The sequence below is a fragment of the Burkholderia sp. ABCPW 14 genome, assembly GCF_001523835.1.
In the GTDB taxonomy this organism is placed as follows: domain Bacteria; phylum Pseudomonadota; class Gammaproteobacteria; order Burkholderiales; family Burkholderiaceae; genus Burkholderia; species Burkholderia mayonis.
This window is the reverse complement of sequence record NZ_LOVS01000144.1, coordinates 15258-29700: the sequence shown is the minus strand read 5'-3', so window position 1 is coordinate 29700 and position 14443 is coordinate 15258. Positions and strand designations below refer to the sequence as shown.

The following is a 14443-nucleotide window of genomic DNA, read 5'->3' as shown; positions in this document are numbered from 1 at the left end:
ACGAGCCCTTTTCTTTTTTGTTTCGAGTGGGCGGCGCACGGCTCGGGGCGCGATGCCCGGTGAAGTCGGCGTCGCGCTTTTGACCGGCCGTGCCACGGGTGAAGCGCATCCGGGCCATTGCAGCTATTGCAATGCCGGAGCCAAGCACGGCGCGAAGCCGCGACGCGCTCGAAATGTGTCGCCGCGCATCGCGGCCCGACGTCAATACGACTGCCGCTCGAGCTTGATTTCCTGCAGGATCGTCGTCGCGATCTCCTCGATCGACTTGTGCGTCGACGACAGCCATTTGATCCCTTCGCGCCGCATCATCGCTTCCGCTTCGTTGATTTCGTAGCGGCAGTTCTCCGGCGCCGCGTATTTACTGCCCGGGCGGCGCTCGTTGCGGATCTCGGAGAGCCGCAACGGATCGATCGACAGCCCGAACAGCTTGTCGCGATGCGGGTGCAGCGGCGTCGGCAGCTTGTCGCGCTCGAAGTCTTCCGGAATCAGCGGATAGTTTGCCGCCTTCACGCCGTACTGCATCGCGAGGTAGAGGCTCGTCGGCGTCTTGCCGCTGCGCGACACGCCGATCAGGATCACGTCGGCGTCGGCGAGATTGCGGTTCGATTGACCGTCGTCGTGCGCGAGCGAGAAGTTGATCGCTTCGATCCGCGTCTTGTATTCCTCGGTGTCCGCGTTCTGGTGGACGCGCCCCATTGCATGGCTCGACTTCAACTGCAATTCCTGCTCGAGCGGTTCGACGAAACGCTGGAACATGTCGAGCACGAGCGCATCCGAGCGCTTGACGATCTCGTTCGATTCGCCGTCGACGAGCGTCGTGAACACGATCGGCCGGCGGCCGTCGTGCTGCGCGGCGTCGTTGATCTTCTGGACGGTGCCGTACGCCTTCTCGAGCGAATCGATGAACGGCACGCGCACGAGCCGGAATTTCTGGTCGAACTGGGACAGGATCGAGTGCGCGAAGGTTTCGGCGGTGATCCCGGTGCCGTCGGAGACGATGAATACGGTTGGAAGCATGAATCGAAGCGTCGAGCGTGTGCGTGGCGGCCGCGCGCGGCCGGGAAACGGGCATTCTAGCAGGCGCGGGCGCGCCGTCCGGCGCGACGACGGCGCGAGGCGGCCGATGGCGAAGCGTCCGGCTTGCGGCGCCCGCGGCGAACGATTAATCCGGATTGAACGATAAGCATTTGCGGATTAAGCAATAGTCGATACGCGCATTCATTGAAATGATCTGTAATATTCCGTAATGCTGTTCGAAAGACGGTAACGCTGGCCGGATTCCTATCGTCAAGCGATTGTTTCCGTATCGGTGTTCAGTGAAGCGAATCGTTTCAATCGTTTTAATCGATTCGGAATCCTTCTTAATAAGCGAATCGACGGATCGGCCCGGAAGGAGGGCCGAGGGTGAGGCGCATGCGTTCGTTTGCCGTCGCGCAGGCAGGGCCGGGAGGGCGGGCCTGCCTGCGTGCGGACAGCAGTAGGCGGCAGTGATGTTCGAGCAGTTCGGCGGTTCGATTTCATTGTGTTTTGACTTTATTCAAATCAAATGAGGAACGACGAAATGACGTCAAGAAGATGGGCCAAACCTCGCGCTTCGCGATCGAAGCATGCGATATATGCGGCGACGTTTTTAGCCGCGACGACGCTGACGGCGCACGCCGCGGCGCCGGCGTGGGTCGACACGCAGACCCGCGCGTATCCGGCCTTTCCGCAGCAGGCGCTCGCGGCTTCGCAGGCGTCCGCGGCCGGAAAGGCGATCGATACGGCGCCCGGCCAGCCGGTGCGGGTCGTCGTCAGTCTCAATCTGAACGACGAGGCGAAGCTCGACCGCTTCCTGCGCGATCTGCATACGCCCAGCAGCGCTGCGTACGGCAAGCATCTGACGCCGGCCGAATTCGCCGCGCAGTATGCACCGACGCAACGGCAGGTCGCGCTCGTCGAAGCGCATTTGCGCAAATCCGGGTTTCGCGACATCCAGGTGTCGCCGAATCGGCTGCTGATCTCGGCGACGGGAACCGCCGAGGCGGTCCGGACGGCGTTCAACACGCGGCTCAAGAGCTTCACGCTCGAAGGCCGGCGCGTGTACGCGAACCAGGACGCGGCTCAGGTGCCGGCCGAACTCGGCGGGATCGTCGGCGCCGTGCTCGGGCTCGACAGCGCGACGCTCGCACACACGTACAACCGCCAGGCGGCCGTGACGGGCGCCGTCGGCGGCGCGAAGGCTTCGCTCGCCGCGCGCGCGAGCGAGGCGACCGCCGCTGCGAGCGGCACGCCCGTCTTGACGGGCCACGATCCGCTCGAATTCTCGCGGATCTATCGCGCGGGCTCGACGCCGACGGCGTCGCAGACGACGGTCGGCGTCATCATGGCGGGCGACGCGAGGCCCGTGCTGCGAGATCTGGACGCGTTCACGGCGAAAGCGGGGCTCGCGCGCGTGGCGGCGACCGTCACGCGCACCGGGCCCCCCGGCAGCGACTACAGCGACAACGCGGGCCTGAGCGAGTGGGACATGGACAGCCAGGCGATCATCGGCGCGGCGGGCGGCGAAGTGAAGGGGCTCGTGTTTTACGCGGCGCCGTCGATGCTGTTGACCGACATCACCGAGGCGTACAACCGCGCGGTCGTCGACAACGTCGCGAAGGTGATCAACGTGTCGCTCGGCGTATGCGAGGCGGGCGCGCGCTCGTCCGGCACGCAGGCGGCCGATGACCGGATCTTCAAGAGCGCCGTCGCGCAGGGGCAGACGTTCGTCGTCGCGGCGGGCGACGCCGGTGCATACGAGTGCAGCGTGAGCCGCATTTCCGGCGGGCAGGGCGTGCCGGCGCGGTCGGACTATTCGGTGAGCGAGCCCGCGACGTCGCCGTACGTCGTCGCGGTCGGCGGCACGACGCTGTCGACCGACAAGCCGACGGGCGCGTACGCCGGCGAAGTCGCGTGGAACGAGGGCTTGCAGCCGGTCGGCGTGTACGACCCGTATGGCAGCTACGACGGCACGCAGCGCCTGTGGGCGACGGGCGGCGGCTACAGCAGGAACGAAGCGGTGCCTGCCTGGCAGCGGAGCGTGCTCGGCGCGTCGAGCAAGACGCGCGCGCTGCCCGATGTCGCGTTCGATGCGGACGGCCGCAGCGGCGCGCATGTCCACGTGAACGGTGAGACCGAGCAGTGGGGCGGCACGAGCCTCGCGGCGCCGATCTTCGCCGGCATCTGGGCGCGTGTGCAATCCGACAACGGCAACCGGCTCGGCTTTCCGCTCGCGAGTCTCTATCGCTACGTTCCGTCCAACGGCGCACTGGTGCACGACGTGAAATCCGGCAACAACGGCTCGGGCGGCTACGGCTACAAGGCGGGCACCGGCTGGGATCCGGTGACGGGCTTCGGCAGCTTCGATATCGGGAATCTGGCCGCATTCGTCAAGAAGACGGCGGACTTCGCCCGTTGAGTCGCGGCGCGCGGGCGGCGGCGCGACGCTCGCCGTAGGGCGGCGGCGTGGGCGGGATGTGCCTCTTCGTGTCGCCTCGCGCGCTTCGTTCACCTCGCGCGGCGTTGCCGCCGGCTTCGCGCTATGCTCGTGCGGGCGCCGCGCAAGCGGCGCTCCGCTCGTCAAACGACAAAGGATCGATCGTGACAAAAAGACTCGTCGGCGTCGTGCTCGTCGCGCTCGCGCTGATCGGCCGCGCGGCTGCGCAAACCCTGCCGTTGCCCGACAGCCTGATCGACCTCGGCAGCGGCGCCGGCGAACGCATGCTCGCCGAGAGCGGCGCGCGCAGCGCATACGTGCCGCTCGGCAGTCATTTCGTCACGCAGAAGACCGAGAGCTATTGCGGCGTCGCGTCGCTCGTGATGGTGCTGAACGCGCTGCGCGTGCCGGCGCCCGCCGCCGCGCAGTATCCGCCGTTCCACTACTTCACGCAGGACAACGTGCTCAACGACGCGACCGAGCAGATTCGCCCGCGGGTACAGATCGAGCAGCGCGGAATGACGCTCGATCAACTCGGCGCGCTCGCGAACGCGCTCGGCGCGAGCGGAGACGTGCGCCATGCGTCGGACGTGTCGGTCGACGCGTTTCGCGCGGACGCGGCCGCGCATCTCGGCCGTCCGGGGCGCTATGTGCTCGTCAACTACCTGCGCAGCCGGCTCGGCCAGCAGGCGGGCGGCCACATCTCGCCGCTCGGCGCGTACGACGCCGCGGCCGACAGCTTCCTGATCCTCGACGTGTCCCGTTACAAATACCCGCCCGTCTGGGTGAAGGCGGCCGATCTGTATTCGGCGATGAACACGGCCGACGCGGACAACGGTGGTCGCAGCCGCGGCTACGTGCTGATCGATGGGCCGGCGGGAGGGCGCTGACGCGCGGGGCATCGGCGTTGTGGCCCGGCGCGGGCCTGCGTGCTTCCCGACATGCGTTTACGAAGGCGCCGGACCGGCGACGCGAGATCGCGCGGCAGGCTAGCCGCCGCGCGCTCCGGTTGCCGCGGAAGCGTCGGAGTGTCGGAGTGTCGAAACGCCCCGGCAGAAGGCGGCAGATCGGCAAGCCCGTGCCGGCAAGGCATCCCGGCCCGCCCGCCGCGTCGAAACCGCGCGCTAGCGCCCCGTTGCGAGCGGGTTGCGCCACATCCGCTGGCCGGCACGGTAGAATAGCGGCAACCTGTTGGATAAGCCCTTGCGGCAGAAGCGCGGCGCGGCCGCGCCTTTGATCGCGATGCGCTACGGATTCCCGGCAAGTTCGGCGATTTATCCGCTTTATTCGCCTTTCTGCCGGGATTTTTGCAAGCGCGCCGGAATCGTCCGGTTCCCGCGAAGGCTTATCCGACAGGTTGTGCAATGCGCGTCCCGCTTTTTGCAAGCTGCCGCGCTCGAGCCCGTTGCACGATCGAGCATTTTTTTCACACTTAGGGGCTTGTATGACTAACGCAGCAAACGTCGCAAAGGATCAGGCGTATGTAATTCCGTTCGAGCAGTTGCGAATGACCGATGTCGAAATCGTCGGCGGCAAGAATGCGTCGCTTGGCGAAATGATCAGTCAGCTGGCTGAGGCAGGCGTACGCGTGCCCACCGGTTTCGCGACGACTGCGCTCGCCTTCCGCGACTTCCTTCAGTACAACAAGCTCACCGAACGCATCGCGCAACGTCTCGAGTCGCTCGACATCGACGACGTGAAGGCGCTCGCCGAAGCCGGCGCCGAGATCCGCCGGTGGATCGTCGACGCGCCGATGCAGGCGCGCCTCGAGCAGGAGATCCGCGCGCAATTCGAGATCCTGAAGAACGGCTCGCCCGGCGAGCTGTCATTCGCCGTGCGCTCGTCGGCGACCGCCGAAGACCTGCCCGACGCATCGTTCGCCGGCCAGCAGGAGTCGTATCTGAACGTCGTCGGCATCGAAGACGTGCTCGACCGGATGAAGCACGTGTTCGCGTCGCTCTACAACGACCGCGCGATCTCGTACCGCGTTCACAAGGGCTTCACGCACGCCGAAGTCGCGCTGTCGGCCGGCGTGCAGCGGATGGTCCGCTCGGACGTCGGCGCGGCCGGCGTGATGTTCACGATCGACACCGAATCGGGCTTCAAGGACGCCGTGTTCATCACGTCGAGCTACGGCCTGGGCGAAACCGTCGTGCAGGGCGCGGTGAATCCGGACGAGTTCTACGTGTTCAAGACGACGCTCGCGCAGGACAAGTACCCGATCATCCGCCGCTCGATCGGCTCGAAGCTGATCAAGATGGAGTTCACGCAGCCGGGCGAGCCGGGCCGCGTGAAGACGGTCGACGTGCCGCACGAGCAGCGCAACCGCTACTCGATCACCGACGAAGACGTGATCGAGCTCGCGAAGTACGCGGTCATCATCGAGAAGCACTACCAGCGCCCGATGGACATCGAGTGGGGCAAGGACGGCCGCGACGGCAAGATCTTCATCCTGCAGGCGCGTCCCGAGACGGTGAAGAGCCAGGCGCACGGCAAGGTCGAACAGCGCTTCAAGCTGAAGGGCCAGTCGCAGGTGCTCGCGACCGGCCGCGCGATCGGCCAGAAGATCGGCGCGGGCCCCGTGCGCGTGATCCAGGACCCGTCGGAAATGGAGCGTGTGCAGCCGGGCGACGTGCTCGTCGCCGACATGACCGATCCGAACTGGGAGCCGGTGATGAAGCGCGCGTCCGCGATCGTCACGAACCGCGGCGGCCGCACCTGTCACGCGGCGATCATCGCGCGCGAGCTCGGCGTGCCGGCCGTCGTCGGCTGCGGCGACGCGACCGACGTGCTGAAGGACGGCGCGCTCGTCACCGTGTCGTGCGCGGAAGGCGACGAAGGCAAGATCTACGACGGCCTGCTCGAGACCGAAGTGTCCGAGGTGCAGCGCGGCGAGCTGCCGCCCGTGCCGGTCAAGATCATGATGAACGTCGGCAACCCGCAGCTCGCATTCGACTTCTCGCAGTTGCCGAACGCGGGCGTCGGTCTCGCGCGCCTCGAGTTCATCATCAACAACAACATCGGCGTGCACCCGAAGGCGATCCTCGAGTATCCGAACGTCGATCCGGATCTGAAGAAGGCGGTCGAGAGCGTCGCGCGCGGCCACGCGTCGCCGCGTGCGTTCTACGTCGACAAGCTGACGGAAGGCATCGCGACGATCGCGGCGGCGTTCTATCCGAAGCCCGTGATCGTGCGTCTGTCCGACTTCAAGTCGAACGAGTACAAGAAGCTGATCGGCGGCTCGCGCTACGAGCCGGACGAGGAAAATCCGATGCTCGGCTTCCGCGGCGCGTCGCGCTACATCGCCGAGGACTTCGCTCAGGCGTTCGAGATGGAGTGCATCGCGCTCAAGCGCGTGCGCGACGAGATGGGCCTCACGAACGTCGAGATCATGGTGCCGTTCGTGCGCACGGTGAAGCAGGCGGAGCGTGTCGTCGGCCTGCTCGCGAAGTTCGGCTTGAAGCGCGGCGACAACGGCCTGCGCCTCATCATGATGTGCGAAGTGCCGTCGAACGCGATCCTCGCCGAAGAATTTCTGCAGCACTTCGACGGCTTCTCGATTGGCTCGAACGATTTGACGCAACTGACGCTCGGCCTCGACCGCGACTCGGGCATGGAACTGCTCGCCGTCGATTTCGACGAGCGCGATCCGGCCGTGAAGTTCATGCTGAAGCGTGCGATCGACACCTGCCGCAAGCTCGACAAGTATGTCGGCATCTGCGGTCAGGGCCCGTCCGATCACCCGGATTTCGCGAAGTGGCTCGCCGACGAGGGCATCGCGTCGATCTCGCTGAACCCGGACACGGTCATCGCAACGTGGCAGGCGCTCGCGTCGAAACAGTAATCGGCGGTAATCGCCTGTTCGGACGGCGGTCGTCGAATCGCCGTCCAAATGAAGGCAAATTGCAAGGTTCGTGCTATAAACACCCCGGTAACGCCGGGGTGTTTTTCTTTGTGCAACGGGAGGGGCGATGGTGTCAGGGCAGTTTTTCTGGTGGATCGGCGTCGGCGTGCTCGTCGTCGCGGAACTGCTGACGGGGACGTTCTACCTGCTGATGATCGCGCTCGGCTTCCTCGCGGGCGGCCTCGTGCATCTCGCGGGCGCGCCCGTCGCCTGGCAGTTCGCCGCCGCCGCGCTCGTCGCGCTCGTCGCCGTGATCGCGCTCAGGCGCTCGGGGCTCGGCCGCAAGCAGAAACGCGACGCATCGGCGAATCCCGACATCAACATCGACATCGGCGCGACGATCGCGGTCAAGCATTGGCACGACCGCCGGGCGCGCGCGCAGTATCGCGGCGCGCAGTGGGACGTCGAGCTCGCCGCCGGCGAGCGCGAGGACGCGCATCTGTACGAAGTGCGTGCGGTGCGCGGCAATTGTCTCGTCGTCGCGGCGAAATCCGCGAAGTGACCGCGCTCGGCGCGTTTGTCTTCAAATTCCAACAAGGAGGACCAGCTTCATGGATTCATTGATCGTCTGGGCGGTGCTGCTCATCATCGTGTTCGTGCTCGTGTCGCAGACCGTGAAGATCGTGCCGCAGCAGCATGCGTGGGTGCTCGAGCGGTTCGGCCGCTATCACGCGACGCTGTCGCCGGGCCTGAACATCGTGCTGCCGTTCATCGACCGGATCGCGTACCGGCACGTGCTGAAGGAGATTCCGCTCGACGTGCCGAGCCAGATCTGCATCACGCGTGACAATACGCAGTTGCAGGTGGACGGCGTGCTGTACTTCCAGGTGATGGACCCGATGAAGGCGTCGTACGGCTCGAGCAACTTCGTGCTCGCGATTACCCAACTCTCGCAGACGATGCTGCGTTCGGTAATCGGCAAGCTCGAGCTCGACAAGACCTTCGAGGAGCGCGACTTCATCAACCACAGCATCGTGTCGGCGCTCGACGAAGCGGCCGCGAACTGGGGCGTCAAGGTGCTGCGCTACGAGATCAAGGATTTGACGCCGCCGAAGGAAATCCTGCATGCGATGCAGGCGCAGATCACCGCGGAGCGGGAGAAGCGGGCGCTCATCGCCGCGTCGGAAGGCCGCAAGCAGGAGCAGATCAACCTCGCGTCGGGCGCGCGCGAAGCGGCGATCCAAAAGTCGGAAGGCGAGCGGCAGGCGGCGATCAACCAGGCGCAGGGCGAGGCGGCCGCGATCCTCGCGGTGGCCGAGGCGAACTCGCAGGCAATCCAGAAGATCGCGCAGGCGATCCAGTCGCAGGGCGGGATGGATGCGGTGAACCTGAAGGTGGCCGAGCAGTACGTCGGCGCGTTCGGCAATCTCGCGAAGGCGGGCAACACGCTGATCGTGCCGTCGAACATGTCGGACTTGAGCACCGCGATCGCGTCGGCCCTGACGATCGTCAACCGCGCCGCGCCGGGGGCCGTCGCCTCGGGCGCGAGCAAGGGCTGAGCGTCGCGCCGCCCCATGAAGAAACGGCCCGCTCCGAATCGTTCGAAGCGGGCCGTTTCGATTGCGGCGCATCGCGCGCGGCATGCGCCGGCGGCGTGCGACAAAGCGCCGCGCGTTATGTTGCGGAACGCATGATTCGCGCTTTCTCGCGCTCCCAATCGCGCTTCTTTTCGGTTTCGCGCTTGTCGTGGAGCTTCTTGCCTTTCGCGAGACCGATCTCGCATTTCACGCGACCGCCCTTGTAGTGGAAGTTCAGCGGCACGAGCGTATAGCCGCGCTGCTCGACCTTGCCGATCAGCTTCTTGATCTCGTCGCGGTGCAGCAGCAGCTTGCGGGTGCGGAGCGGATCGGGCGTGATGTGTGTCGAGGCCTCGGGCAGCGGGCTGATGTGCGTGCCGATCAGGTAGATCTCCGCGTTCTTCACGACGACGTAGCCTTCCTTGATCTGTCCGCGCCCGGCGCGCAGCGCCTTGACCTCCCACCCCTCGAGCACGAGCCCCGCTTCGTAGCGTTCTTCGATGTGGTAATCGAAGAATGCTTTTCTATTGTCGATGATGCTCATGAAGGGAAATGGCCAACTCGTTTAAAATCACAATTTTAGCAAAGCGGGGCGGCGTTGGCCCGGCTTGCCCGTTTACCTTTGCGATGCCGCGCGATTTATGGCAGATGTCCAGAAAACCGTATTGATCCGCCACTCCGCGGAACAGATGTTCGACCTCGTCACCGACGTGGCCGATTACCCGAACTTCCTGCCGTGGTGCGGCGGCGTCGAGATTCGCCGTCGCGACGAAACCGGGATGGAGGCGCGGATCGACATCAACTTCAAGGGCATCAGGCAGCATTTCGCGACCCGCAACACGCAGCAGCGCCCGACCCGGATCGACATGGAGTTCACCGACGGGCCGTTTCGCAAGTTTACCGGCTACTGGCGCTTCACGCCGCTGCGCGCGGACGCGTGCAAGATCGAATTTGCGCTGCACTACGAGTTCGCGAGCGTGATCCTCGAGAAGATCATCGGGCCCGTATTCACGCATATCGCGAACACGTTCGTCGAATCGTTCGTGAAGCGCGCCGACCAGCGCTACGGCAAGGGGTGATGCACATGCCGAAGGTTCAGGTCTGCTATGCGCTGCCGGAGCGGCAGATGCTCGTCGCCGTCGACGTGCCGGCCGGCGCGACCGTGCGCGACGCGATCGACGCGAGCGGCGTGCTCGCGCTTTATCCCGACATCGACCTCGCGAAGCTGAAGACAGGCATCTTCGGCAAGCTCGCGGCGCTCGATGCGGCCGTCGCCGACGGCGATCGCGTCGAGATCTACCGTCCGCTCATCGTCGATCCGAAGGTCGCGCGGCAGCGCCGCGTCGACAAGACCCGCCGCGAGGGCTCGATCGAAGGCCGCAAGTGGCTGCCGAAGGATTCGCGCTGAGCGGCGCGGGCCGCGCACGATTCATCCGACGAAACGCCGCGCTCAGTGCGCGCCGATGTTCGCGTTGAGCGGATCGTCGGCCGCGCGCTTGTCGCCGCCGTGCCGGCGCACCGATCCGTACACGCCGGCGAGCAGCAGCACGAGCGCCGCGATCTCGAGCGCGCGCGGCAGCCGATGATCGAAGACGAAGCCGTACAGCAGCGCGAACACGGTCTCGAACACGATCAGCTGGCCCGACAGCGTGAGCGGCAGCCGCTTCGACGCCGCGTTCCACAGCCCATTGCCGAGCCACGACGCGCCGATCGCGAGGCCGAGATTCAGCAGCCAGAACAACTGCCAGCGCGACGCGGGCAGCGCCGGCTGCAACGTGCCGGCCGGGAGCGCCGCGATGCCGATCCAGCACAGCCCGCCGATCAGGCCCGTGACGACGCCCCACAGCACCGACCATTCATTGCCGTCGAAACGGTGATGGCGCTGCAGGTAGCGGGCGTTTGCGACCGCGTACCACGTCCAGCTCGCGAGCGCGGCCGTCGCGCACGCAATGCCGACGAGCTTCTGGGCGAGCGTCGTCGCGTGCGCGGCCTCGGACGTGAACAGATCGACATTGATGCATGCGATGCCTAAGACGACGAGCGCGAGCGGGCCCGCGAGCCGCTTGAGCGGCACCGCGCCGTGGTCGCCGAGGCCGACGAGCGTGACCGTGACGGGCAGCACGCCGACGATCAGCGAGCTGGGCGCGATGCCGATCAGGTGCACCGCGCTCGACAGCAGCGTGTAGTAGGCGACGTTGCCGACGAGCGCGAGCTTGACGAGCGCGACGAGATCCTCGCGCGTGAGGCGTGCGGCGAGCGAGCGGGCGGCCGGCAACGCGGCCGCGAGCGACACGAGGCCGTACATCGCGTAGCGGCCGACGCTCAGCAACAACGGCGAGAAGTCGGTCAGGACCCGCGGCACGAGAAACACCATGCCCCATAGGGCGCCTGCCAACACTCCGTACGCTACACCGCGCTGCATCGCGTTCTCCGACTGTTTTATTTCACTGACGAGCGCGCATCTTAGCGACGCGCGGCGGCGTCTGTCTTGTTCATTCCTGCACTGGGTCGGAATGGGACGCGGGCGGCGGCAAATGCACGGCCGACACGCGCGTCGAGCTCGTTCGGCAGGGCGGGTGCTCGTTTCGTATCGTTGCTGCGGCGCCGTCGTTCGATGGCGGGCGGCGCGGCGCGTCTTCGCGCCCTCGCGCAACGCGCCGGAGGCCCTTTCGGCGGGCGCGGGCCGCCGCGGCTATTCGCCCGCGGAATCGGCCGCGTGCCCGATGCCGCCTTGTGCCGCGGCGCTTCGCGCGGGGCGGCGGACGGCTCTCACTTTCCCGCTGTTTCCGCCGCCGCAGAAGAACCGGTCGCCGCCGTCGGACTCGAGCCCCGACACGCCGACGCCGGCCGGCATCGCGAGCGCTTCCAGCACGTCGCCCGTTCGGGGATCGAGGCGGCGCAATTCGCTTTCGTCGCTTTCCCAGGTGCCGTGCCAGAGCTCGCCGTCGACCCACGTGACGCCGGTGACGAAGCGATTCGACTCGATCGTCCGAAGAATCGCGCCCGTTTCGGGATCGACCTGATGGATCTTGCGGTCGCGATACTGTCCGACCCACAGCGTGCCCTCGGCCCACGCGAGCCCGGAGTCCGCGCCGCCGCCGGGCGCCGGGATGCTTGCCAGCACGCGGCCCGTGTCCGGATCGATCTTGTGGATGCGGTTCTCGGCGATCTGATACAGATGTCGGCCGTCATACGCGGTTCCCGCGTGTGCGGCGATGTCGATCGACCGCAGTGTCGTCCCGCTTGCCGGATCGAGCGCGTTCAGCTTGTCGCCCGAGGCGAACCATACTTGCCGGCCGTCGTACGTGACGCCGTGCACGCCGTCGACGCCCGGAAACGGGCCGTATTCCTGAATGATTTCGGCTGCGGTTCGCTTCATGTCTTCGCCTCCCGGTCGCTCGATGGTGCCATCCTAATCGCCCGGCAGCGGGGCCGGGAGTAACAAGGTCGTCGCGAATCCGGGGACGGGCGGGGTCGTCCAGCGCCGCGCGCGCCCGCGGCCGAACGACTGCGCCTTGCCCGCGGTCGAGAGCGCGTCGAGCGAGCGCTGCACGGTGCGCTGGCTCGCGCCGAGCGCGAGCGCCAGCGCCGAGCTCGACCACGACTCGCCGTCGGCAAGCAGGGCGAGCACCGCCGCATGCGCGTCCTCGACCGGGCGCGCGAGCACGGCCACGTCGTGTGCGTGGCGCGGCGTCAGCGCGAAACCGCGCTTCGTCGCGCGGATATCGACAAGCGTTCCGAGCATCGCGCGCAGCCGCCCGATTTCGACGCGCAGGCGCGCGCGATGCGATTCGTCGGCATGCTTCGCGCGAAACGCACGCGCGACGAGCGCGTCGCGCGGCACGTCGTCCGGCCACGCTTCGCCGAGCGCGCGCGCAAGGGCGAACAGCACCGGGCGCTTCGCGAGCGAGACCGTCGTGCGCGCGTCGCGCACGACGTGGCGGCACGCATCGACGACGAGCGATTCCGACGCGCGCCATGCTTCGACGTCGTCGAGCCGCAGCAGCCGTTCTTGGCTGCGCGCGATCAGGCGCGCCGCAGGCGCGTCGAGGATGCGGGACGCGTGTTCGACTTCGGCCGTCAGCGCGGGGATGCCGGCCGCGCGCGCGGCGCGTTCGGCGCGCGCGAGCGACGCGCGTGCGGTCTGCGTCCGGAGGCGCCGCAGCGCGATCCCCGCGACGATCAGCTCGTGCGCGGCCTGCAATGCGGGCGGGAGCGCCGCGGGGGCGAGCGTGGCGAGCGCGCGCTCGGCTTCGTCGAGGCGGCCGATCAGCAGCAGGCGCCGCACTTCGAGATATCGCGCATGCGCGGCGTTGATGCGGTCGCCGTGCGCTTCGAGCGTCGTGCGCGCGGCGTCGAGCGCCTTTTCGGGCCAGCCGAGTTCGCGCGACGCGAGCGCGATCTCGGCCTCGGCGACGACGCATCGCGCGCGGGCGACGGCTTCCTTCGCACCGAACGCGCGCGCGGCGCGCCTCACGAGCGCCTTCGCGCGGACGAAATCGCCGAGCTGCGCCATCGCGATGCCGCGCAGTGCGAGCGCGGGCGCGTCGTCGCGCAGCGCGACCCGGTTCAGCGCGCCGAGCGGATCACCCGCCGCGAGCGCGCGCGCCGCGGCCGTGATCAGCGAGTCCATCGGAATCCCGCCACACTTGTCACTCCCACCGTTCGAAACCCGGCACTAATCTACCACCACGATCACGCAACCCGCGCGCGGGATCGGAGATCGAGCGACCGGCGTGCGACACGGAAAGGAGGGACGGGCGATGGCGACACATATGACCGGGACGCGCGAAGAATGGCTCGCCGCGCGGCTCGAACTGCTCGATGCGGAGAAAGCGCACACGCGGCGCGGCGACGAACTCGCGCGGCGACGTCAGGCGCTGCCTTGGGTACGCGTCGACAAGGCGTATCGATTCGAGACGGACGAAGGAAGCGCGTCGCTGGCGGGCCTTTTCCGCGGCCGCTCGCAACTGCTCGTCTACCACTTCATGTTCGGACCCGACTACACGGCGGGATGCCCGTCGTGCTCGGCGATCGCGGACGGCTTCGACGGCTTCGTCGTTCATCTCGCGCATCACGATGTCACGCTGTCGGCGGTGTCGCGCGCACCGCTCGCGAAGCTGCAGGCGTACAGGACGCGCATGGGATGGACGTTTCCGTGGGCATCGTCGCTCGACAGCGATTTCAACTACGACTTCAACGTGTCTTTCACCGACGCGCAGCAGCGCGACGGGAGCGTCGAATACAACTACCGGCGCGGCGGCCACGCGATGGACGCGACGCCCGCGCCTGCGCCCGTCGCCGAGTTCGCCGCCACCTGCGGGACCGACGCGCGCACGTACACGCGCGATCGGCCGGGCATGAGCGCGTTCGTGCTCGAGGACGGCGTCGTCTATCACACGTATTCGACGTACGCGCGCGGGCTCGATGGCCTCTGGGGCATGTATCAGTGGCTCGATCGCGCGCCGAACGGGCGCAACGAAGCGGGCGTCTGGTGGCGCCGCCATGACGAGTACGGCGGGCGCTGAGCTTGCGCGCGTCCGGCGCCGGCGCGGCCCCGGACGC

12 protein-coding genes and 1 pseudogene are annotated in these 14443 nt (G+C 67.1%); 8 read left to right on the top strand and 5 right to left on the bottom strand.

Annotated elements, in window-relative coordinates; all coding sequences use genetic code 11:
* Nucleotides 1–201: 201 nt before the first annotated feature.
* Nucleotides 202–1017 (bottom strand): posphoenolpyruvate synthetase regulatory kinase/phosphorylase PpsR, encoded by an 816-nt coding sequence (gene ppsR / locus WS62_RS21935; protein ID WP_066491523.1) that lies wholly within the window; start codon nt 1015–1017, stop codon nt 202–204.
* Nucleotides 1018–1546: 529 nt separating this feature from the next.
* Between ppsR and WS62_RS21930 the strand changes: the two genes are divergently transcribed.
* The 5 genes and pseudogenes from WS62_RS21930 (at nt 1547) to WS62_RS21910 (ending at nt 8860) form a co-directional block, all read left to right on the top strand.
* Complete coding sequence (locus WS62_RS21930) at nt 1547–3439, top strand: S53 family peptidase (protein ID WP_066575212.1); 1893 nt, start codon at nt 1547–1549, stop codon at nt 3437–3439.
* 95 nt (nt 3440–3534) lie between these two features.
* A pseudogene (locus tag WS62_RS21925) lies at nt 3535–4347 on the top strand (phytochelatin synthase family protein); the annotation flags it as partial.
* Nucleotides 4348–4901: 554 nt separating this feature from the next.
* Nucleotides 4902–7301, top strand: a complete 2400-nt coding sequence (gene ppsA, locus WS62_RS21920) for a phosphoenolpyruvate synthase (protein ID WP_066575210.1) — start codon at nt 4902–4904, stop codon at nt 7299–7301.
* Between the two features lie 127 nt (nt 7302–7428).
* Nucleotides 7429–7863, top strand: coding sequence for an NfeD family protein (locus tag WS62_RS21915; protein WP_066575208.1), 435 nt, complete (start codon nt 7429–7431; stop codon nt 7861–7863).
* 49 nt (nt 7864–7912) lie between these two features.
* The gene (locus WS62_RS21910; RefSeq protein WP_066575202.1) at nt 7913–8860 is read left to right on the top strand and encodes an SPFH domain-containing protein; all 948 of its coding nucleotides are present in this window, start codon (nt 7913–7915) and stop codon (nt 8858–8860) included.
* Between the two features lie 115 nt (nt 8861–8975).
* Here WS62_RS21910 and smpB read toward each other — a convergent pair whose 3' ends face one another.
* Nucleotides 8976–9422, bottom strand: coding sequence for an SsrA-binding protein SmpB (gene smpB / locus WS62_RS21905; RefSeq protein WP_066575200.1), 447 nt, complete (start codon nt 9420–9422; stop codon nt 8976–8978).
* Nucleotides 9423–9519: 97 nt separating this feature from the next.
* Here smpB and WS62_RS21900 point away from each other — a divergent pair, with 97 nt between their 5' ends.
* Together WS62_RS21900 and WS62_RS21895 are read left to right on the top strand one after the other, a co-directional pair.
* On the top strand, nt 9520–9957 hold the full coding sequence (locus tag WS62_RS21900; RefSeq protein WP_066491545.1) for a type II toxin-antitoxin system RatA family toxin: 438 nt from the start codon (nt 9520–9522) through the stop codon (nt 9955–9957).
* 5 nt (nt 9958–9962) lie between these two features.
* The gene (locus WS62_RS21895; protein WP_066575359.1) at nt 9963–10286 is read left to right on the top strand and encodes an RnfH family protein; all 324 of its coding nucleotides are present in this window, start codon (nt 9963–9965) and stop codon (nt 10284–10286) included.
* Between the two features lie 42 nt (nt 10287–10328).
* Here the strand turns inward: WS62_RS21895 and WS62_RS21890 are convergent, their stop codons facing one another.
* The 3 genes from WS62_RS21890 to WS62_RS21880 form a co-directional block, all read right to left on the bottom strand.
* Nucleotides 10329–11300 (bottom strand): DMT family transporter, encoded by a 972-nt coding sequence (locus WS62_RS21890; protein WP_066575198.1) that lies wholly within the window; start codon nt 11298–11300, stop codon nt 10329–10331.
* 270 nt (nt 11301–11570) lie between these two features.
* Nucleotides 11571–12257 (bottom strand): Vgb family protein, encoded by a 687-nt coding sequence (locus tag WS62_RS21885; protein ID WP_066575195.1) that lies wholly within the window; start codon nt 12255–12257, stop codon nt 11571–11573.
* A gap of 33 nt (nt 12258–12290) precedes the next feature.
* The gene (locus WS62_RS21880) at nt 12291–13511 is read right to left on the bottom strand and encodes a DNA-binding protein (RefSeq protein WP_066575192.1); all 1221 of its coding nucleotides are present in this window, start codon (nt 13509–13511) and stop codon (nt 12291–12293) included.
* Nucleotides 13512–13641: 130 nt separating this feature from the next.
* Here WS62_RS21880 and WS62_RS21875 point away from each other — a divergent pair, with 130 nt between their 5' ends.
* Nucleotides 13642–14406: a DUF899 domain-containing protein gene (locus WS62_RS21875; protein ID WP_066575189.1), complete on the top strand. Its 765-nt coding sequence runs from the start codon at nt 13642–13644 to the stop codon at nt 14404–14406.
* The last annotated feature ends 37 nt before the right edge of the window (nt 14407–14443 follow it).